Here is a 17,316-nt window from a genome sequence, read left to right as displayed (position 1 = left end):
TGCAAAACTTTTGCAAAACACCCACCTCAGAACGCCAATTCGGCGCCCACCTCCAGGTACTCGATCTTCTTTTCGTCGTGCCCCTCCTGATAGTGCTTCGTCATCTTCTCGTCCGCGTGACCCATGAGCGCTTGGATGTACTCCTGTGGGAATTTCTGTTGCTCGTACAGCCATGCGCCCAATGCGCGGATCTCGTGAAAAGTGGGGCGCTCGCCGGCCGGCACATGGTCGTAGGCGTGTGCGGCGTCCCTGGCCTTGCTGAACTCCTTGGTCAGGTAGTCCGGGGTCACGGATGTCCAGTGGTCCTTGGCGTCGATCTGTTCCCGCCGGCGCGCCTTGGGCTTGTAGTGGATCAAGTACGGCGATGCGAGCGGCGAGCGCAGGCATTCCCCGACCACCTCCCGCAGCGCGGCGCCCATGGTGATTTTGAGGTGCACAGGGTTCTCATAACCCTGGGTCTTTCCGGGGGAGACGGTCAGCGTATTCTTTTCCATGTCGGCCGCAGACTTCAGCCAGGTGACGATGTCGTCCCGGCGCTGAAGGCTGGCCAGGGCCAGCCGGATTGCCCGCTTCAGCCACGGCGGGGTTGTCGCTGCATCAATGATCATCTTCAATCCTTCGAGCGTGTGGCGCTGGCGCTTCTTCTCGGCCTCTTTCTTCACCAGGGTCAGCTCGGCGTTGTTGCGCTCGGCCAGGCCCTTGGCCACCGCGAACGCGAAGATCTGCACCCACAGCCCGCGGTGCTTCGTATAGGCGTTGTTGCTGAAGTTGTCCAGGTACTCGGCCATGGACAGCACATCCAACTGCCCAATCAGGCGGTCGCCCAGATCCTGCCGGTACCGCTCGAGCTTGAACTTGATTTCTTCCAGGGTTCGCGCGGCGTATGAGCGATCCGGCAGCCATTCCTCTTCGAAGCGTGTCAGCAAATTACGAACGATTGGTAGGCGGTCGCCTGTCAGTACAGCCAGCAGCGAGCCATCATCGACGACCAGCTCCGCGAACTTGAGGTTGGCCGCCCGGGCTAGCTTGATTGCCTCCTCAAGAGGGCGGTTGATGCTGGTCATCACGCCGGTGACCGGGTTGCGGTACCGCCAGTACTTACCGTTCGGGTAAAGGTTTGGCGGCAGCTTTCTGTTTTGCAGCGTGCGGGGGCGGGCAGCCATCACCCGATCTCCAGCATCTTGGCCAGCAGCGGGTCATTCGATCCCATGACCGCCGCCTGCACATCGACGAAATACATCCCGCCTTTTACCTCTCCGATCACTTCGCCTTCCTCTATCCATTTTTTCAACTGCTGCAGGCTCGGCTTTCCGCCGACGTACCGCAACTTCCTGTATTCGCCGGCCTCCATCAGGCGCGGCAGCTTGACCGTAATTTGAGCAAGGACTTTTGCCATTCCTACCTCCCGCCGGCCGTAGGCCGCGCTGTCTTGATGACGTGAACGATCAGGCCGAAACTGATCAGCATCCACGCGCAGGTGCCGCCGAACGCATAGAGCAGTGCCTCAGTGGTGCCGGTGAAAACCAAGTCAGGACCGACCCAGAAGATCCAGCAGCCGCTGGCGATCAGGTACAGCAAAGCGCCCAGCAGGATCAGGGTGAGTTTTATTGCGAACATGGGGTGTCCTTGCCGCGCTGGGCGGCTGAAGGTGGGTTAAGTTGTGGCTTTCTTGATCGCGGCCCGGGCGTCGAACATGGCGTAGTACAGGCGGTGGAAGATCGCGCAGCTCGGATCTTCGTGATCGTCGCCGCCGTGTTCGAAGACGCCGTCGATGGTGCCGCTGTAGTTGCTTGCGATCTGCTCGCATTCGCCCGCCACCTGGTTGAGCGCTGTCAGTGCTTTCAGCAGTTGCTCGCTGCTGGCGCGTTCCTCTCGGCCGATATCCCAGAAGCGCTGGCCCCAGTGCCCGGCCGGTGGCGGGTTGGAGTTTTGCGCGCCCGTAGCCAGGGCACCGACAACGCAGTCCAGTAGATCCCGCTTGTAGGCGTTGTCGCCGTCGATGCTGGCTCCTTTGCGCCGAAGGTCATCAAAAACTGCGTTGAAGTCGTCTTGCGTGGGCATGTCCAGGCTCTTGTAGGGCTCGTAATTCTTGAGGAATGGCGCGTCAGTCAGCTGGTGATGCCTGACCAGGTGCATTCGAAGCCGCGCGATTTCGGCTTTGAGCTTGGTGACTTCTTCGGATTCGGACATAGGAATACCTCGCCCGCCGCTCACCGGCAGGCATGTAGGGGAGGGGGATTGGGGTTACAGCGGCATTTCGCCCTGGGTTTCTCGCTGCCAGATCGGGGAACTGTTGTGCGATTCGATGCGATCGGCGATGACGTTCGCGCGCTGGCCGGCGGTCGGCGGTGCGTACATGCCGAAACGGCTGATGCTGCCGCCGTTTACCGCGGCGTTTGTGGAGTCGGCGGACGCGAAGGGCAGGTGCTGGAAAATCGCTGGGTCGAGCATTCTCAGACCATGAAGCCTGCAAGCTGGGCGGCCCAAGTCATCGCAGATGGCATCCATCGCCACGCCCATTCGTTTCCACCATGCGCCAGTTCCCGGTGAAGCCCATTGCCCAGAACTGCCCAGGGCAACCGTACGCCAACACCTTGCCAGCCGCTGCAACCGCTCAAGCGATTCGTGTAAGTGCCAAACAGGCACCCCGCGAAGCTCTTCTGGCCACTGCCGAACAAGGTCGTCGTTTGCCTCTTCATCACCGTCGATGACGTCCGGAATGAGCGCCCAAGTGAATCCAGGATGGCGGTGCCAGTCTTCGACCCAGCGTGTGTAGCCCTCGACGTCTACCTGGCCGCCTTTCTTCCACACTGTGAAGGCGCCGTTATCAAAAACAAACGACTTGCATACATCGGCGACAACCCCGAGGTCATCCTTGCGCGGGAACGGCACCAGCGCGTGCCGGCCGGCCAGGAACTTAGCGGCGTCCTCGCGCTTACCGCCGACAGGCGTGCCGTGGTAATGGATCATCCGCTGAGCCTCACTGTTTCGATTTCGACGCCCTGGTGCCTGGCGATGATCGTTTGATCGCCGCCGATATCCTCGGCCAGGCGGTCGGCAATCTGTTCATGCCAGCCTTTTTTGATGATCGCTGTTGCGGCCTTGATATGCTCGACGCGGATCATCGCTGGCGACCGGATTTCCAGCTGATAGATGATCAATTCGCCGTCCGACGGGCAGACGGCTGCGAAGGCGTGTCGGTAAGTATTTATTCCGAGCTTACGGTTTTCTATGGGCATAAGTATGTCTCGAGATTAAGATTGGATCTTGATCGTCAGTACTGCATGGAGAAAAGGATGAACAAGGAAATTCTGAAGGGCGCTTTCACTCAAGAAAAAGTATTTGATTACAAATGTCCGCGCTGCTATGCAGGGTTACTTCGCCTTGAAGGGAAGTTCAACTCTGAAGAAACAGAAGTCTCAAGTACCGAACACAATGAAGACTGGTGGGAGCCAGAGATGATTCGGCTGGTGTTCAATATCACTTTAAAGTGCACAACATGTCGGGAGCTTGTGTTTGTTGTAGGCAATGGGGTCGTAGAAGAAGAGGTTGGAGTCGATGACGATGGCGAGTGGCATCGCGACTACGTCGAATACTACACCCCTACCTTTTTTCATCCAGCACTTCAACTAATTGATTATCCCGCAAATGCACCTGCGGAGGTAGCTTCTCCTTTGGCAGTTGCTTCAAGTTTGTATTTCACAAGTCCGGCCTCATGCTGCAATAACATCAGAATTGCGGCTGAACAAGTCTTGAATCACTTGGGTATTCCTGAGAAAGATGGAGATTCATATGTTTCCTTTGGAAAAAGAATCCAGCAACTCTCAGAAGAACAAAAATCTGTGAAAGAGCTATTTAGCGCTTTGCGCTGGTTAGGAAATCATGGCAGTCACCCTGGAAACGAGATTGAGCCTGACGATGCGCTGCATGCGTTAGAGATGATGGAATATCTGCTTGAGGAGGTTTTCGGCAAGCGCAGAGAGGCCCTTAAAAAGCTCGCGGACGCTATTAATGATCGAAAAGGTCCATTGGGTAGGCTACATAGAATGATTCTAAAAGAGAGCTAAAAAAGTGCTTCGGAAGCCACGTTTCTGGCGCCTTCGTATTTTGGTTGATGATCGCTTAGCTTTTGGTATCCACCATCATCACCGCGCCCCTTTGTAGATGAGCCAGGCCATGTAGGCGATGGCAAAAAAAGGCATGACTTCGTCCTTGCCGCTATAGCGGCTGACTTTGAAGGGGGAGGGGTTACAGGTTTTGCGGGTTGAGTACGGATGTACTCCTGTCGGGGTTTCAGTCATCTGCGCCGGTGTAGGTGCGCCATGGCACCTTCACGCCGTTGACCAGAAAGCCCCAGTCACCACGCCACTTGCTGGTGATGAATAGGGTGTAGACGCCGCCGGGCGAGACCTCGTCGATACGGTGGTACTCGCCGTGATTGAGGCGCGCGGTGTCGCCCGGCCTCCTACTCTTCATTGACAGCTTGCAGAGATCGTCCTGCTCTTCCCGCCACAGCAGAGGAAGGCCTGGTGTCAGCATTTCGAAGTAGGTCGCAGGATCTAGCCGTTGTTCGGTGTACCAGCCGCGCAGAATGATGGTGCGGGCGTTCCAGGGATGGTCATGCAGATCCCGGTCTTCATCGGGCCGCATTATGTGGTGCACGCGGAACGACCACGGGCACCACCACATCGCCGGCTTGTGCGTTTCGCGGGAGTAGGGGTTGAACAGCCACCAGCGGCCCATGTACATCTCGGTGTCGTCGGCGGACATGATGTGCAGGTATGGGGTGCGCTGGGCGCGGGCGATGAGCCAGGCGGCAACCGCCGGGCGCGCAAGCAGTTTGGCGACAAGGCGCCAGAACAAGTTGATCACGGGGAATCCTTGCCGGGCCATGCCCGGGCGGTGGAGTGGGGGATTATTCGCAAAGCCCGTAGGCTGAAGAGCAGCTGTTTTGGCTGTCTGTGCGGGCGATGAGGTCGACCATGTCGAACTGGCGGCCGCCGCGCGCGGTGTTGCTCCAGTCGACGATCCTGTCGATTCCGTGCGTGACGGCGCTCACCTTCTCATCTGAGCGGACGGTGGGGTCGGTGACGGTAGCAAAGAATGTAGCCGCGCCACGCTTGCTGGCGATGCTTACCAGTCGCTCCCATTCGCGCACCCGGTCAACTTCCTCTGGCCACCTGGCTGCGATCTGCCGGAGCTCGTCTTTCGCACACATGATGCAGGGCATGCAGCCAACGCGATTACAGCCTTGCAAGTAAAGCGGGTTCGGCTTGATACCAGCTGCCCGGTGAGCCTCGAATACCGACTCAACTGTCCACTTCAATATTGGCCGGTAGTTGAACAGGCCGCCTCCAACCTCATCGCACTCTGGTAGATGCCTGCGGGCCGGCGATTCATCAGCCCGAACGCCTTGCCAGGACAGCAGCATGTTTTCGCCGTCCATGAGTGGCAGGTAGATCTGCTCAATGATTGGGTTGCGCTTGAGTTCGTCGGTGCAGAAGCGCGCCTTGGTGCTGGGGAACCGGCCTTTCCAAAGGCACAGATCCAGGAATGGGTTTCCTGTTGGGTGTAGGACTTCCAGAGCGCCCAGCACCACAGATTCAGCGACGCCCTTTTCGCGCCACTTCGTTTCGATGAATTTGCGCTTGCCGGCGATCTGCCTGGAGAAGTCTGCCTTCACCCAACGGATGGGAACGCCGGTGGCTTCGGCCAAGTAATGGATATAGTCGTACGTCTCTGGATGCTCATGCCCGGTGTCAGCCACAACGGCGCTGAGATTCGGCACCTCCATCTCGCGGGCGACCAGCAGCGTAGCCGTGCTGTCTTTACCGCCGCTCATGCTGACGATGTTGTGAGTAGGCATAGGGGATCCTCGCCGGCTGGCGTCGTTAGGTTTTATGAGCTATTAGTGGATGAGCAGTTGTCGAGAGGTTGGGGAATTGCCGGGAATTTTTGATGTGTCAACGTGCAATCGCAGGGTATGAACTTTGAAAAAACGACCAGCTATTCAAGAGGCTATGAAAAGAGAAATTCGACAAAGGTGTGGTTTTGGTTGCGTTATTTGCGGAATACCGCTTTACGAATATGAGCACATGCTGAAATGGTCAGTGGTGAAGCGTCACGTAGCTTCTGAAATAACACTACTTTGCAGATTTCATCATGGGCAGCGCACGAGCGGGCTACTACCGATTGAAATAGTGAGAGAGGCTAATTTAGCGCCTTATAACTTAAATGCCGGGGCGTCTTCTGCTGTTATGCTGCATTTCACAGGCCGTAAGGTGGATTTAAAGCTCGGTGGTAACTCTTTTAATTTGACTGATATTAACGAAGGGGAAAAGTTTTGTCCTTTAATAATAGATCGCGTGCCTGTAGTTTCATTTGTTCATAGGAAAGGGCGGAACTATCTCAGTCTAAATATTTATGATGATGAGCAGAAGTTGATTTTGAAAGTCGTAGAGAATGAGATAGTCATAGATACAGGTCAATGGGACGTGGAATGGGTTGGCAAGGTTCTTACTATTCGTCAAGGACCGAAGAGAGTATTCCTCAAAATAGAATTTCGCCCTCCAGGCGACGTGGTAATAGAAAAAGGTACAATTCTTTATAATGGCATAGAGCTGATAATAGGTAAGAACTATTTATACTGTTCGAATATCGAAGGTTTGTGGCAGCGGTGTAGTGCAACAAATAGTCATTATGGATTGAGTCTCGGCGTTCCTCCGTTAAGTGGTGTTTCCTGTTGGTCAGTTGAAGGGGTGAACAGAGAAAACCTTGACAGGGCTGAAGCTCGGAAAGCACTTAGAAAGAAACTAAGTGCTTCGAGATGGACTTTAAAAAATAACGGTGTGTTGGCAGGCGTTGTTTAGGTCCTAAAATCGCATAGGGAATTAAATGCCCAGCAGAATCTAATTTTTTGAATTGACACGCTCAGTTTGATTGTTTTTTAAAATCGAGCTGGCTGTAATTTTGGAGATATTTTTCGGATATCTCATAAGTGTTGCGCTTAATTAGTAAGATCGGTTCGGATTGATCTGCGCGCAACGTGTGAGCGGTCGAAACCAACCGCCGCAATACGGCTGGCTAGGGCTACCTCTTCGATTTAATGCAGTGTAGATGTGGCTCCGCTTATCGAAGTCGTTGCCACGCCTGGCTTTTGATGCGCCTCATGGGGTGTCGGCGAACTTGAAGCCGTTCTCCTGGGCAATCAGCGTCACGCGCTTGATGTGCATGCCCAGGTTCTTCGCCGCCACGCTGGCTACGACGCCTTTGGCGGCCTCCGCGCGCACTGCGGGGGCCAGCTTGTCGCGCTCTTTGCGGAGGCGTTCGTGATGCGCCGTGGTCCCGTTGTATGGGCCGTCGACTCCGACGCCGTTGGGGATAATCTGAGCCGTCTTGCCTGAACCGAAGAAGGCGTCCAACTGCTGGTTCAGCTCAGCGATGATCGAGTGCCGCGGGTCCGGCATTGGCTCGCCGATCACCGGGCACCGCCAGAGAGCGTTACCTTTACGCCGTCCGCACGCGCTTCCAGGGCCTGGGCAAGGTTGCTTGCTTCCTTCCACGTCCAGCGGAAGCCCTTCACCTTGCCGGTGGCGCGCTCCACGATGTGGTAGGCGTTGCCGACGTTCTTGATCTGGAAGCGGATCTGCTGAACAGGTTGATCCTTGCCGATCAGGGCGTAGAACTCGGCAGTGGCGATGCGAGAGCGAATGTGCAGGGCCGCAACCCCGTCTACGCGCTGTTGAATTGATGCGTGCATGGTGAATACCTCAGTGGGTTGCGTTTATTCGTCAGCACCCTGACCGCCTGGTTTGTGCCGGTGGGCCCAGGGGAGGGTGCTGACGGGTAAAGGCGAGGCGTAAAAAAGCCCAGTCGAAACCGGGCTTACGTTGCGTTACATAGACCTCCCTATGTCACGCAGGGGGGGCGGTCGAGCGCCTGGGTTTGAAGTTCACATGGCTGCCAATCCTCCGTGCTGGGTCTGTTGAGATGCAGGTGGGCGGTTATAGGCCGCAGTTTCGTCCGCATCGATGATCACTCTGTCTTGCCCGCAGCCCCAGGTACTCGCCGGTTTCGCAGCCGATGACGTAAGCCATCAGTCAGAGTGATCACCGATGCGCTCTCATAGAGAGGATCGGGCAGTTATAGCCAGGCTGGCTTTGGCGCTGGTTGTTCAGATGGTCATCGCCATGGGTAACCCGGGTATGGTTCGCCTGATAACTGGTGCTGAGCTTGTCCGGCCAACTTCTCCCAGAGTGCTTTCAGGCGCTTCCGACCGGCCTTTGTTTCCCTGTCGGGTATTACCGTTTTCGCCAAAGCGAGGCCGCATTCGTCGCTGCAACAGCTGAAGCTGTGGCCCCAGGCCGAACTGCTCATTCGAGCGCCGCCCCATTCATTCAGGGCATCTTTGGCGCCGCAGTGCGGGCAGTCGTGGGCGAGGTAGTACTGTCTTGAACGCATTTCGCTTCCCTCGGTTGTTTTCCCAATGCCCACCGCTCTGGATGGGCATCAGTGAAAAGCTCCGTCATGCTGCTTTCAGTTCTTTGATCCACTTGTCCCGCGCCTGGGCATCCCGAACGTATTCAGTTGCCCGGCACTCGGCTTTCAACTTGCCGACCCAGTCGCCGGCCGCTTTGCACTTCGCTGCCTCAGATCTCGCCGCCTTGGCGTGAGCCCTGAAGCTCTTTGCCTCGGCCCGGAAGCGGGGGTGTCTTCTTTCGCCAGCATCTTGGTGTCTCCGTTGATTTTCCGGATGACCCTGTCGCCAAGGTCATCGAGGAAATCTGTGGGGCCCAGGCCCGCTACTGGCGACAGCCTGGGTTTGTTGCGTCAGCGGTGCTGGCCAGTTACCCGCCGCTGATTGCAGGGCTGGCCGGTCGTCTTCGTGGGTGGGCTTCGAGCTTCCTACTCACAGCGTCAAACAGCATCTGTTCGCCGTGGATCACAGGTCCTTACAACATGCACGCTACAGCTCTGAGTGACCTGATTGAGTGGGGCAGGGTGCATGAGGTCCGGCGGTCCCAGCCGAGGCTATCGGGACCGCTAATTCGATTCGGTATCTCTCCCTTCTGCCGCTGGGATTCGCGGGGCGCATTGCTTGCCGGGTCACTCACTCAGTTCTGGCGTTTCACCATCGGGCAGCCGTACAGGGTTTTCCGTGTCGTTGGCAGGCTTTCGGGCCTGTCTGCTCGCCGGTCGCCGGTAGAGGCAATGCGGTCTGTTGTTTGTTGCGCTGGCTGTTAAAGAGCGGTGGGCGTCCTGTGCTTGCTGAGAAGCACAAGTCGGCTTGCATCAATAAAAGCATGCTTGTGAATTGAATGCAAGCACGCTTGTGTTTATTTTGATTACTGTATTTATGTACAGTATTCTTGGGAGGTGGTTATGGCTAAGCAGAAGGGAAGCCCGGCAGGCTCGGGACGGGCAGAAATGACGGGCATGGAACGGCTGGGATTGAGGGTGTCATCGATGATCAACCACCCAGTGGCGCAGGCGCAGCGCTGGGTGACAATTCACCGCCTGGACACGGATGGCGATCGCGAGTGGGAAGAGGTTTTAGGGGTGATCGCCGAAACTGACGAGCTTGAGTTGACACTCAATGACGACAGCAGCGTTACGGTGAGGTGGGAGCAGCAAGAGGTAGAAGTGGCGGGGAAGGGCCAGGTGGAGTTTGAGCAGGAAGGAGAGGCGGCGCCTTTTTAGCAGGCGATAAAAAGCCCGCGCAAGGCGGGCTCTTTATAGGATAAGCCACATTTATCAATCGGGTGTTGGTGGCTGAATCTCGCTCAAAGCGTATTCCTTTGATTTTCCGTAGTCATCTCTAACAGTTTGCAGAGCGTATTGGAGCTTTTCCATCTGGGCTCGAGTGCGCTTTTTGAAAATCTCATTTGCACCCTTGTCTTTCAGGTCTCCCTTACATATCTTTATTGATGCTTTGAGAGCAGCTATTCGACGCGTCAGATCTGGAGGATCGTCGGCGCGTATATATATTTTTAGAAGCCAAATCGACACAAATGGACTTAATATGCCCGTCAGGGCCATTAAACCCTGTTTTGCTTCGGGCGTAGTCAATATTGGTATCAGAACCAAAGCTAGCGCATTGAGAAGACTGGTGGCTAAAGCCATGAACATATTGTTTTTCACAGGCTGCCTCCTAATGATTCCGCTTGTTGCTGCGAAATTTTAGTCAGTCTCTTTCTACCAATTATTGACTGATGCAGAATAAAACTTTCTGTTTCGTTGTTGTCAGTTTTGTATTGGATTAACATGTCTTTAGGAAACAGAAAATACGATGCGTATTTAGTTATCTTGCGAACATATACGAAAATAAGCGGAAATCCAAGAATAAGGATGCTCCACCCGATCGCCTGAAAGATCAAATCATAAGTCCACATAGTCCAACCTCAGGCAGCTATACAGCTTCACCGAAAACTTTAACTATAGCATAGGTTGTTCTGGTTCCGCTAAGATCTATGATTTCCTTCTTCTCGATATTAACCATGTAGAGTTTGTCTTTTAGGAACGCCTCTTCATTATCGGCAACCTTCAACATGAATTCTTCATCTTGTATAGATACGCTAGCTTCAAACCCATCGCGACTAGCAATACTCCAGCCTCTCTTCCCTTTGAAGTTTAGCTTGGTAAATTGGATTTTCTTTCTAAATGTATCAATGTTAACTTTCTCGGTTAAATCAGATTTAATGGGCTTGAAGTTTGCTATTTTATCCTCTGCTAAAGTAGTCACTTTGCCTTCGGCTTTGAATGATACTCGCGGATTGTCCTTGCCTTGGAGTGGGCCTTGAATGACCTTGTGAAGTGCCTGTCTGATTTCTTTGCTTGAAACGAGTTGAGCTACATCACTGCTTGTTTCAATTTCATTACCGTCAACAGTGATAATTGCAGTTTTCTTTCTGGCGTTTATAACTACCTTTTCTATTTTCTTATCTTTTATTCGGTCAATTATTCCGATTGCTGATGCGGTTGATGCAATTGCGGCACCGCCGATTATGCCGATTGATTTTAATACGGTGATAGCAGTAAGTGGATCGGCGAATATCGAATAAATTATCTCTAGTGACCCTTCTTTTGCAGGGGCGACCACGCTCAAATCTGCTTCAGATGATCCATTGCTGACAATTTTCGCGGACTTGGTAATCAAGTCATCCATGCCTAGGATAGCACTCCCCAAGTCCTTGGCTTTTATCTGGTGATGAGCCAGAGCACCTTTTGCATCGTAGGATATTGTGAATTCAGTTACGACTTTACCGTCCATCGAACGCCCCCTAGGTTTTCATAAGTTCGGGGCTTGCTGTCATGTAAACATCCATGTCACTAGGCTCCCATTAAAAAACTGCCAAGATGGCAGCTATATTCTTGTTTTTTAAATTTTCATAGAGACTTATAGCAAATTCGCGTTCCACACGAGTAGCACCCTAGCCAAAATATAGGTGTCATCCACTCGGATATCCTCGGGATCATGATGCTTGTTGTCCGAGATCATCTTGAAACGGTCCTTGCCTTTCTTCTGCAAGCGCTTCACGTACAGCATGTCGTCGTGGGAGAAGAGGTAGATGCCGTCGCCAGTGAACTCCCGGATCGTAATGTCGACGAGCAGAGGGTCGCGGTCTTTGATCGTTGGGGCCATCGACTGTCCCCACCCAGTGATCATCTTGAGATGGAAGTGCTCTTTGAAGGTGACGCCCAGGTCGCGCAGGTGCTTAGGGCTAACCCTTATGTCTTGGAGCATTTCCGGGTATTCGTGCGGGATCTGCCCGCCACCCATCGCTGCGCGCACGTCGTAATGGGCAATCCATACTTCGTCACCGACTTGGCCGGCTCTGGTGAAGTCGACTTTCACAACATTTGTCGACTTCGACTCAAGCGCCACCTCTTCTACAACCTCGGCGATTCGTGCTCGCGCCTCTTCCGATAGACCCCTTCCGTGCTTCGCGAGCATCTGTTTGACCAAATCCGCCGAAGAATAATTGCCGGCTTTAGGGGCATCATTGGCCTTCCGGCTTGGTGGCTCACCTTTGCCTGAGAGCAGCCAGTCGACCGTCGTGTCATAACCTTCAGCGATCGCTACCAGGTTTTCGTTCTTTATGTTGCCGGTATCTCCGGCAAACCACTGACGAACAGCTTCATAGCTGACCCCGCAGGTGGTCGCTATATCCCTTTTGAATCCTCGCGGTCCGATCTCAGGCTTTCGCGCCAGGACAAGTTTCGCAATTCGGTCAGTAATTTTCATGCAAGCAATCTACAAGTTAGCTTGGCAAGCATGCTTGCTTAGTAAACACAAGCATGCTTGAATTGCCGTATACCCAAAGGAGTCAGCCATGAACCGTGCCGACGCAATTAAACATTTCAAAGGGATCGCCCCCCTCGCCAAAGCGCTCGGCATCACATACGAGGCAGTCCGGCAGTGGGGCGAAGAGATCCCCGAGCTACGTCAGTACCAGCTTGAACTTGTAACCGACGGCCAATTGAAGGCCGACAAAAAGAAAACCGCTGCATAAGGCGTCCTTGTCATTGATCTGTTGAGCGAATGATCGTCGGACCTGGCGGCCGCTTCCACGGAAACAAATTTGAGGTTTTACGAATGGAAGATTTCTTGAGGGCTTGCCACACCACCATCAAGGAGAGTGGGGCAGAGGAACTTGCCGGGAAGATGTGCCTCGCGCACGTCAGCCTGCTGCAGCGCTCGAATCCGGATAACTCGGCTCACCACCTGACGATTGAGCATCTGTTCGGCGTTCTTCTGCACACCGGCGACATGCGCCCGCTGATGGCCTTGGCAGACAAGTTCGGCTACGAGCTGGTCGCGCGCGAGAAGCCGGCAGCCAAGCCGCTGATGGTTGCCCTCGGCCATCTATCCGCCGAGTGCGGTGACGTCGGTCGGCTGATCTTCGACGCGGCTGCGGACAACCACATCAGCCAGCACGAAAAAGCCCAGGGCGAGAAAGCGATTCAGGAAGCCATTGAGGCGTTACACATCCTGCGCGAATCGCTGAAGGCCGCCTGAATCGCAGGCATAAAAAAACCGCCTGGCAGGGCGGCTCTTTCAACAGCAATAAAACTTGTGGGGCCATTATGAACACACTCGTCGCTCCAAGCAATACCGTCACGATGTCGACCCGTGAGATCGCCGATCTCACCGGCAAGCAGCACAAGAACGTCTTGAGGGACGTCAATGTGATGCTTGATGCTCTCGAAAAGACTGGCTCAGATTTGAGCCAGGCAATTCGATACACGGATGAACGTGGTCGCACCTCGGAGGTTCGGCTAGATCGCGTACTGACCGAAACGCTGCTCACCGGTTACAGCATCCCACTTCGGCACCGTGTCGTGAAACGCCTGGCTGAACTCGAAAAGGTGTCGCGACACACCATATCGATGCCTTCCAACTTTGCGGAAGCCCTTCAGCTTGCCGCCGATCAAGCCAAGCACAACGCTTCGCTGCACCAGGTCATTCAGCAGCAGGCTCCAAAGGTCCTGGCCCTTGAGCGCCTATCTGCAACTCAAGGCTCGATCTGCATCACGTCGGCCGCCAAGCAGCTCGGCGTCGGCCCTCTGAAGCTCTTCAAGTGGCTCAGCGACAACCGCTGGATCTACCGCCGCGCCGCGTTCTCGGCCTGGTCTGCGTACCAACCTCGCCTCACCGCGGGCCTGCTGGAGCACAAGCTCGTCAAGGTGGGGAAGGGTGACGAGCAAGACCTCAAGGTCGTGGAGCAGGTCATGGTCACCCGGAAAGGCATTACTACCCTAGCCGAACAACTCCAAGGAAACTCGCTGTGAGCGTTCAAGCAATGTCCTGGGCGCTCTCTCTGCCCACCGAAACCCTTAAAGACTCAAGCGCGCGTCACGTACTGCTGTGCCTGGCCAACTACGCGGGCTCGAACGGCACAGGTGCCTTTCCGTCCGCCTCTACCCTGGCCCAGGACACAGGTCTTTCCGAGCGTACCGTCCGCTACAAGCTGGACGATCTGGAGAAGTCCGGGCTGATCCAGAAGGGCAATCAAGCTATCGCCGCTGTGCACATTGATCGGCATGACCGCCGGCCAGTCGTTTATGACCTCCAGATACTGCGGGGTGCAAATCCTGCACCCCGTACAAAACGGGGTGCAGATGATGCAACGGGGTGCAACCCACAACAGAACGGGGTGCAGTCTGGAACAGAACGGGGTGCAGCCGCTGCACCCAATCCATCACTTAACCATCAAGGAACCGAAGAGCAGCTGCAGCAGCGCGAGATCCAATCCGCTCTCGACGAACAGAACCGCGCCGCCGTGGAGCCGCAGGATGATCGCCAACGCTTCGCCATGTTCGCCACCTGGGCTCCGAACGAGAAGGCGCTGTCGGATCAGATCGCAATCGCCGGGCTTCCTGCCGATGCGGTTCCTGAGCCGGCGATCAGGGCTTTCATGGGCTTCTTCGTCGCCAAGCCAGCGACCGTTGATACATCGGCAGGCTGGTGCTACCGACTGGTTCAGTGGGTCAGGCGCGAACGCGTCAAAGCGTTGGGGCAGGGCAAGGCGCCTGATTTCGATGACACCAGCTGGGCAAATGATCTGGGAGACCTGTGATGGAAAACAAGAAGCCACGCAGCACCGAACAACTGCTCAGCACGATGGGCAATCTACCACCGGTAGCGCTGGTTCAGCCGAAGCAGTTGCCTCCGGGCACCGCCGACGTCGTGAACGCGCTGTTCAAAGAATTGCAGGCGATTTTCCCTGCCTGGAAACAGGCCTGGCCTGATGCCGATTCGCTGAATGCTGCCAAGCGCAGCTGGATCAAGGCGTTCATCGTTGCGGGGATAACGACCCTTGAGCAGATCCGTTACGGCCTGCAGAACTGCCGCCAGATCGGTGGCGACTTCGCTCCAAGCGTCGGCAAGTTCATCAAGTGGTGCCAGCCGACACCCGAGATGTTGGGCATTCCTTCCCACGATAAGGCGTTCCGTGAGGCGCTCGAAAACTCACACCCAAGCCGTTTCGGCGCGCGCACTTGGTCCCACGTTGCAGTGCGACATGCTGCGCTCCAGTGCGAGATGCACAACCTTGGCGACCTGATTCCAGAAAAGGCCAGCAAGGTCTTTGACCGGGCGTACGACATCACCATCCGCCGTCTGGTACAGGGACTGCCTCTTGAGGAAATCGCCGTCGGCATCGGTTACGACGGCAACAAGTCAGCCGCGGAACGTGCCTCCGAGCTCACTGAGCGGGTCGCCTCTGCTCAGGTAGCCCGAATGGGGATCACAACTGACGGCAAAGCGGCTCGCCAACAGTTGATGGCCAGATTCGGTATCGGGAGGCGCGATGAGCAAGCTCACCAAAGCCGCGCGTGATCGCGATTGCCAGGTGCGCTTTCCTGGCTGTTCTTGCGAGCCGTCCACCACAGTCCTGGCGCACTACCGCCTTGCCGGAACATGCGGCGTTGGCATGAAGCCGAACGACTTCCAGGCTGCATGGGCCTGCGGCTATTGCCACGATATCGCCGATGGCCGGCTGCGCGCACCTGGCCAGCTGACCAAGTACGAGATCCGCTTGTTTCTCGCCGAGGGCGTTATGCGCACCCAGGACATCCTGATCCGTGAAGGGAAGGTGAAACTTTGAAGCCCTTTAACCCACAGTCCGTTGGCGCGAAGCCCGCGCGCGCCAAGTCCATCGACCGTGAGGGGCTGGAGCAGGCCGCCTTGCTCAAGGAGATCAGCCTGCGCTATCCCGCTGCTGCGAAGCTGATCTACCACGTCCCTAACGGTGGGCACCGGCACAAGCTGGTGGCGATCAAGCTGAAAGAGCAGGGCGTGAAGGCCGGCGTTCCCGACCTGGTACTGCCCATGGCCCGCGGCGGGTACTTCGGCCTGTACATCGAATTCAAGGCGACCGCGCCGCACGACGCGGCTGTATCTCCGGCCCAGGACGCATACCTGCAGGCGCTGACTGGTCAGGGTTACCTGGCCATCGTCTGTCGTGGGCACTTCGACGCCATCGAGGCTGTGAGGGCCTACCTACTCCTACCTCAAACCAAGGCTGCCGCATGACCCAGACAATGCTCACTTCGTTTACCGATGCGGAGATCCGCAGGCAGGCCAGTAACAACCAGATCCGCGATCTGCGTGACGCTCGGTACCCTGGCGTGTACTTCCGCTTCCATCAAAACCGCGAGCGCGGAACCTGGTACCTCGTGTCAGGCGGCAAGTGGGACAAGATCGCCGGGTTTCCTCAGCTGCCGGTGAAAGGGTTGATCGTCGCGTTGCCGAAAATCCGCGAACGTCTGGCCGCTGACCCAAAGGCCTCGGCCGCCGCCGGCACCTTGCAGACTGTCGGCGATCTGCTCGACTGGTTCACCGCGCGCCAAGCCATTGATCGCAGTCTTTCAGCCAAGCGGCGTTCCACCAACACCTCGATCATCGCCTGCCACCTGAAGCCACGGCTCGCGGAGTTGTCGGTGGAGGACATCGACCGTTCCACCCTCGACAAACTGGTCATGTGGCCGATGCAGGCTGAAATGTCGCTGTCGTATGTCCGTCTGATGTGGGGCGTACTGGTGGTTGCGTTCCGCCAGGCCGAGAAGCTGCGCCTGATCACCACCAACCCCATTGCCGGGTTCAAGTTCACTGACTTCACCAAGGCCCGCATCCAGCCAAAGCCGTCTCGTCTGCGCGCCGTACAGCTCGAGGAAGTGATTGGCGAACTGGCCGCCGGCTTCGATCAGCACCCACAGGACTGCATGCTGGCCCTGATGATGCTGTGCCACGGCACCCGGGCAGGCGAGACCAGGCAAGCGCAGTGGTCCCACTTCACCCTGGGTGAGCAGGGTGAGTGGTTCATCCCCACCGAAAACACCAAGACCCGTTGCGAACATCACCTGCCACTGACCCATCAGGTGTGCGCGCTGCTGGAGCGGTATCGGGACTGGCAGTCAGCCAAGGGCTACAAGGGCACCTACGTGTTCCCGGCGCGGGGCCGTGGGCCGATCAGTGACAGTCAGGCCTGCGCAGTGTTCACCAGGCTGGGCAAGGGTGAGTGGACGAGCCACGACCTGCGCAAGGTGGCCCGAACCGGGTGGACAGACCTGGGCGTCGACTTCCTCATTGGCGAGATGCTGGTGAACCACACGCTCACCCGCAACGTGCAGACCTACATCCACACATCGGCCGAACTGCTCAAGCGCGAGGCGTTGGTGAAGTGGCACGACTGGTTAGACGGGAAGGGTTTCAAGCTCATTCACCGCTCGACCATGACTAGAAGCGGAAATTCGCACAATGACGCAGAGGCCATGAATGACGCGGCCTCTAGCCAAATTCAGAAACCATAAAAG

At 56.0% G+C, this 17,316-nt stretch carries 24 protein-coding genes; 11 read left to right on the top strand and 13 right to left on the bottom strand.

Annotation, left to right across the window (positions count from 1 at the left end; all coding sequences use genetic code 11):
- Positions 1-26: 26 nt before the first annotated feature.
- The 6 genes from G7025_RS24850 to G7025_RS24825 are packed head-to-tail and all read right to left on the bottom strand — an operon-like array spanning position 27 to position 3,239.
- A complete protein-coding gene (locus G7025_RS24850) occupies positions 27-1,163 on the bottom strand; it encodes a tyrosine-type recombinase/integrase (protein WP_181081657.1) in 1,137 nt (378 codons plus the stop codon).
- Positions 1,163-1,396, bottom strand: coding sequence for a hypothetical protein (locus G7025_RS24845; RefSeq protein ID WP_049712342.1), 234 nt, complete (start codon positions 1,394-1,396; stop codon positions 1,163-1,165). The genes G7025_RS24850 and G7025_RS24845 overlap by 1 nt, the downstream gene beginning before the upstream one ends.
- Before the next feature lie 2 nt (positions 1,397-1,398).
- Positions 1,399-1,617, bottom strand: coding sequence for a hypothetical protein (locus G7025_RS24840; protein WP_181081656.1), 219 nt, complete (start codon positions 1,615-1,617; stop codon positions 1,399-1,401).
- 36 nt (positions 1,618-1,653) lie between these two features.
- Positions 1,654-2,190 carry a hypothetical protein gene (locus G7025_RS26905; RefSeq protein ID WP_258197733.1) on the bottom strand — a complete coding sequence of 179 codons (537 nt, stop codon included), beginning with the start codon at positions 2,188-2,190 and terminating at the stop codon, positions 1,654-1,656.
- Between the two features lie 54 nt (positions 2,191-2,244).
- Positions 2,245-2,970 carry a hypothetical protein gene (locus G7025_RS24830; protein ID WP_181081655.1) on the bottom strand — a complete coding sequence of 242 codons (726 nt, stop codon included), beginning with the start codon at positions 2,968-2,970 and terminating at the stop codon, positions 2,245-2,247.
- Positions 2,967-3,239 carry a hypothetical protein gene (locus G7025_RS24825; protein WP_219855441.1) on the bottom strand — a complete coding sequence of 91 codons (273 nt, stop codon included), beginning with the start codon at positions 3,237-3,239 and terminating at the stop codon, positions 2,967-2,969. The genes G7025_RS24830 and G7025_RS24825 overlap by 4 nt, the downstream gene beginning before the upstream one ends.
- A gap of 57 nt (positions 3,240-3,296) precedes the next feature.
- Between G7025_RS24825 and G7025_RS24820 the strand changes: the two genes are divergently transcribed.
- Positions 3,297-4,067: a DUF4145 domain-containing protein gene (locus G7025_RS24820; protein ID WP_181081654.1), complete on the top strand. Its 771-nt coding sequence runs from the start codon at positions 3,297-3,299 to the stop codon at positions 4,065-4,067.
- Between the two features lie 226 nt (positions 4,068-4,293).
- On the opposite strand, the gene G7025_RS24815 is transcribed toward G7025_RS24820, so the two are convergent.
- Together G7025_RS24815 and G7025_RS24810 are read right to left on the bottom strand one after the other, a co-directional pair.
- Positions 4,294-4,872, bottom strand: coding sequence for a hypothetical protein (locus tag G7025_RS24815; protein WP_181081653.1), 579 nt, complete (start codon positions 4,870-4,872; stop codon positions 4,294-4,296).
- Positions 4,873-4,915: 43 nt separating this feature from the next.
- Complete coding sequence (locus G7025_RS24810) at positions 4,916-5,866, bottom strand: phosphoadenosine phosphosulfate reductase domain-containing protein (RefSeq protein ID WP_181081652.1); 951 nt, start codon at positions 5,864-5,866, stop codon at positions 4,916-4,918.
- Positions 5,867-5,990: 124 nt separating this feature from the next.
- Between G7025_RS24810 and G7025_RS24805 the strand changes: the two genes are divergently transcribed.
- Positions 5,991-6,869 (top strand): cell division protein, encoded by an 879-nt coding sequence (locus G7025_RS24805; protein ID WP_181081651.1) that lies wholly within the window; start codon positions 5,991-5,993, stop codon positions 6,867-6,869.
- A gap of 297 nt (positions 6,870-7,166) precedes the next feature.
- On the opposite strand, the gene G7025_RS24800 is transcribed toward G7025_RS24805, so the two are convergent.
- A complete protein-coding gene (locus G7025_RS24800) occupies positions 7,167-7,481 on the bottom strand; it encodes a hypothetical protein (protein ID WP_181081650.1) in 315 nt (104 codons plus the stop codon).
- On the bottom strand, positions 7,478-7,759 hold the full coding sequence (locus G7025_RS24795) for a hypothetical protein (RefSeq protein WP_181081649.1): 282 nt from the start codon (positions 7,757-7,759) through the stop codon (positions 7,478-7,480). The genes G7025_RS24800 and G7025_RS24795 overlap by 4 nt, the downstream gene beginning before the upstream one ends.
- A gap of 1,622 nt (positions 7,760-9,381) precedes the next feature.
- Between G7025_RS24795 and G7025_RS24790 the strand changes: the two genes are divergently transcribed.
- Positions 9,382-9,699 carry a DUF1654 domain-containing protein gene (locus G7025_RS24790; RefSeq protein ID WP_181081648.1) on the top strand — a complete coding sequence of 106 codons (318 nt, stop codon included), beginning with the start codon at positions 9,382-9,384 and terminating at the stop codon, positions 9,697-9,699.
- 54 nt (positions 9,700-9,753) lie between these two features.
- On the opposite strand, the gene G7025_RS24785 is transcribed toward G7025_RS24790, so the two are convergent.
- From G7025_RS24785 to G7025_RS24775, 3 genes are all read right to left on the bottom strand, one after another.
- On the bottom strand, positions 9,754-10,140 hold the full coding sequence (locus tag G7025_RS24785; RefSeq protein ID WP_181081647.1) for a hypothetical protein: 387 nt from the start codon (positions 10,138-10,140) through the stop codon (positions 9,754-9,756).
- Positions 10,141-10,408: 268 nt separating this feature from the next.
- Positions 10,409-11,269: a hypothetical protein gene (locus G7025_RS24780; RefSeq protein WP_181081646.1), complete on the bottom strand. Its 861-nt coding sequence runs from the start codon at positions 11,267-11,269 to the stop codon at positions 10,409-10,411.
- Positions 11,270-11,395: 126 nt separating this feature from the next.
- Positions 11,396-12,244, bottom strand: coding sequence for an XRE family transcriptional regulator (locus G7025_RS24775; RefSeq protein ID WP_181081645.1), 849 nt, complete (start codon positions 12,242-12,244; stop codon positions 11,396-11,398).
- A gap of 88 nt (positions 12,245-12,332) precedes the next feature.
- Between G7025_RS24775 and G7025_RS24770 the strand changes: the two genes are divergently transcribed.
- The 8 genes from G7025_RS24770 to G7025_RS24735 all read left to right on the top strand — a co-directional run bounded on the left by G7025_RS24770 (position 12,333) and on the right by G7025_RS24735 (position 17,313).
- Positions 12,333-12,512 carry a Cro/CI family transcriptional regulator gene (locus tag G7025_RS24770; protein ID WP_128876632.1) on the top strand — a complete coding sequence of 60 codons (180 nt, stop codon included), beginning with the start codon at positions 12,333-12,335 and terminating at the stop codon, positions 12,510-12,512.
- 83 nt (positions 12,513-12,595) lie between these two features.
- Positions 12,596-13,018 carry a phage regulatory CII family protein gene (locus G7025_RS24765; RefSeq protein WP_169902699.1) on the top strand — a complete coding sequence of 141 codons (423 nt, stop codon included), beginning with the start codon at positions 12,596-12,598 and terminating at the stop codon, positions 13,016-13,018.
- Positions 13,019-13,086: 68 nt separating this feature from the next.
- Positions 13,087-13,791 carry a phage antirepressor KilAC domain-containing protein gene (locus G7025_RS24760; RefSeq protein WP_181081644.1) on the top strand — a complete coding sequence of 235 codons (705 nt, stop codon included), beginning with the start codon at positions 13,087-13,089 and terminating at the stop codon, positions 13,789-13,791.
- An 11-nt stretch (positions 13,792-13,802) separates the two neighbouring features.
- Complete coding sequence (locus G7025_RS24755; protein WP_181081667.1) at positions 13,803-14,579, top strand: helix-turn-helix domain-containing protein; 777 nt, start codon at positions 13,803-13,805, stop codon at positions 14,577-14,579.
- On the top strand, positions 14,579-15,340 hold the full coding sequence (locus G7025_RS24750; RefSeq protein WP_181081643.1) for a replication protein P: 762 nt from the start codon (positions 14,579-14,581) through the stop codon (positions 15,338-15,340). Before G7025_RS24755 ends, G7025_RS24750 begins: the two co-directional genes overlap by 1 nt.
- On the top strand, positions 15,312-15,608 hold the full coding sequence (locus tag G7025_RS24745) for a DUF1364 domain-containing protein (RefSeq protein WP_181081642.1): 297 nt from the start codon (positions 15,312-15,314) through the stop codon (positions 15,606-15,608). Before G7025_RS24750 ends, G7025_RS24745 begins: the two co-directional genes overlap by 29 nt.
- The gene (locus G7025_RS24740) at positions 15,605-16,036 is read left to right on the top strand and encodes a VRR-NUC domain-containing protein (RefSeq protein WP_181081641.1); all 432 of its coding nucleotides are present in this window, start codon (positions 15,605-15,607) and stop codon (positions 16,034-16,036) included. The genes G7025_RS24745 and G7025_RS24740 overlap by 4 nt, the downstream gene beginning before the upstream one ends.
- Positions 16,033-17,313, top strand: a complete 1,281-nt coding sequence (locus tag G7025_RS24735; protein WP_181081640.1) for a tyrosine-type recombinase/integrase — start codon at positions 16,033-16,035, stop codon at positions 17,311-17,313. The genes G7025_RS24740 and G7025_RS24735 overlap by 4 nt, the downstream gene beginning before the upstream one ends.
- The last annotated feature ends 3 nt before the right edge of the window (positions 17,314-17,316 follow it).

This window comes from Pseudomonas lurida, assembly GCF_013522705.1.
Classification (GTDB): Bacteria; Pseudomonadota; Gammaproteobacteria; order Pseudomonadales; family Pseudomonadaceae; genus Aquipseudomonas; species Aquipseudomonas quebecensis.
This window is presented reverse-complemented; position numbering and strand designations above follow the sequence as displayed.

Excerpts from the sequence above, each read along its gene's own strand:
- G7025_RS24850 (WP_181081657.1), bottom strand. The coding sequence starts at position 1,163 with ATGGCTGCCCGCCCCCGCACGCTGCAAAACAGAAAGCTGCCGCCAAAC.
- G7025_RS24845 (WP_049712342.1), bottom strand. The coding sequence starts at position 1,396 with ATGGCAAAAGTCCTTGCTCAAATTACGGTCAAGCTGCCGCGCCTGATG.
- G7025_RS24840 (WP_181081656.1), bottom strand. The coding sequence starts at position 1,617 with ATGTTCGCAATAAAACTCACCCTGATCCTGCTGGGCGCTTTGCTGTAC.
- G7025_RS26905 (WP_258197733.1), bottom strand. The coding sequence starts at position 2,190 with ATGTCCGAATCCGAAGAAGTCACCAAGCTCAAAGCCGAAATCGCGCGG.
- G7025_RS24830 (WP_181081655.1), bottom strand. The coding sequence starts at position 2,970 with ATGATCCATTACCACGGCACGCCTGTCGGCGGTAAGCGCGAGGACGCC.
- G7025_RS24825 (WP_219855441.1), bottom strand. The coding sequence starts at position 3,239 with ATGCCCATAGAAAACCGTAAGCTCGGAATAAATACTTACCGACACGCC.
- G7025_RS24820 (WP_181081654.1), top strand. The coding sequence starts at position 3,297 with ATGAACAAGGAAATTCTGAAGGGCGCTTTCACTCAAGAAAAAGTATTT.
- G7025_RS24810 (WP_181081652.1), bottom strand. The coding sequence starts at position 5,866 with ATGCCTACTCACAACATCGTCAGCATGAGCGGCGGTAAAGACAGCACG.
- G7025_RS24795 (WP_181081649.1), bottom strand. The coding sequence starts at position 7,759 with ATGCACGCATCAATTCAACAGCGCGTAGACGGGGTTGCGGCCCTGCAC.
- G7025_RS24790 (WP_181081648.1), top strand. The coding sequence starts at position 9,382 with ATGGCTAAGCAGAAGGGAAGCCCGGCAGGCTCGGGACGGGCAGAAATG.
- G7025_RS24780 (WP_181081646.1), bottom strand. The coding sequence starts at position 11,269 with ATGGACGGTAAAGTCGTAACTGAATTCACAATATCCTACGATGCAAAA.
- G7025_RS24775 (WP_181081645.1), bottom strand. The coding sequence starts at position 12,244 with ATGAAAATTACTGACCGAATTGCGAAACTTGTCCTGGCGCGAAAGCCT.
- G7025_RS24770 (WP_128876632.1), top strand. The coding sequence starts at position 12,333 with ATGAACCGTGCCGACGCAATTAAACATTTCAAAGGGATCGCCCCCCTC.
- G7025_RS24765 (WP_169902699.1), top strand. The coding sequence starts at position 12,596 with ATGGAAGATTTCTTGAGGGCTTGCCACACCACCATCAAGGAGAGTGGG.
- G7025_RS24760 (WP_181081644.1), top strand. The coding sequence starts at position 13,087 with ATGAACACACTCGTCGCTCCAAGCAATACCGTCACGATGTCGACCCGT.
- G7025_RS24755 (WP_181081667.1), top strand. The coding sequence starts at position 13,803 with ATGTCCTGGGCGCTCTCTCTGCCCACCGAAACCCTTAAAGACTCAAGC.
- G7025_RS24750 (WP_181081643.1), top strand. The coding sequence starts at position 14,579 with ATGGAAAACAAGAAGCCACGCAGCACCGAACAACTGCTCAGCACGATG.
- G7025_RS24745 (WP_181081642.1), top strand. The coding sequence starts at position 15,312 with ATGAGCAAGCTCACCAAAGCCGCGCGTGATCGCGATTGCCAGGTGCGC.
- G7025_RS24735 (WP_181081640.1), top strand. The coding sequence starts at position 16,033 with ATGACCCAGACAATGCTCACTTCGTTTACCGATGCGGAGATCCGCAGG.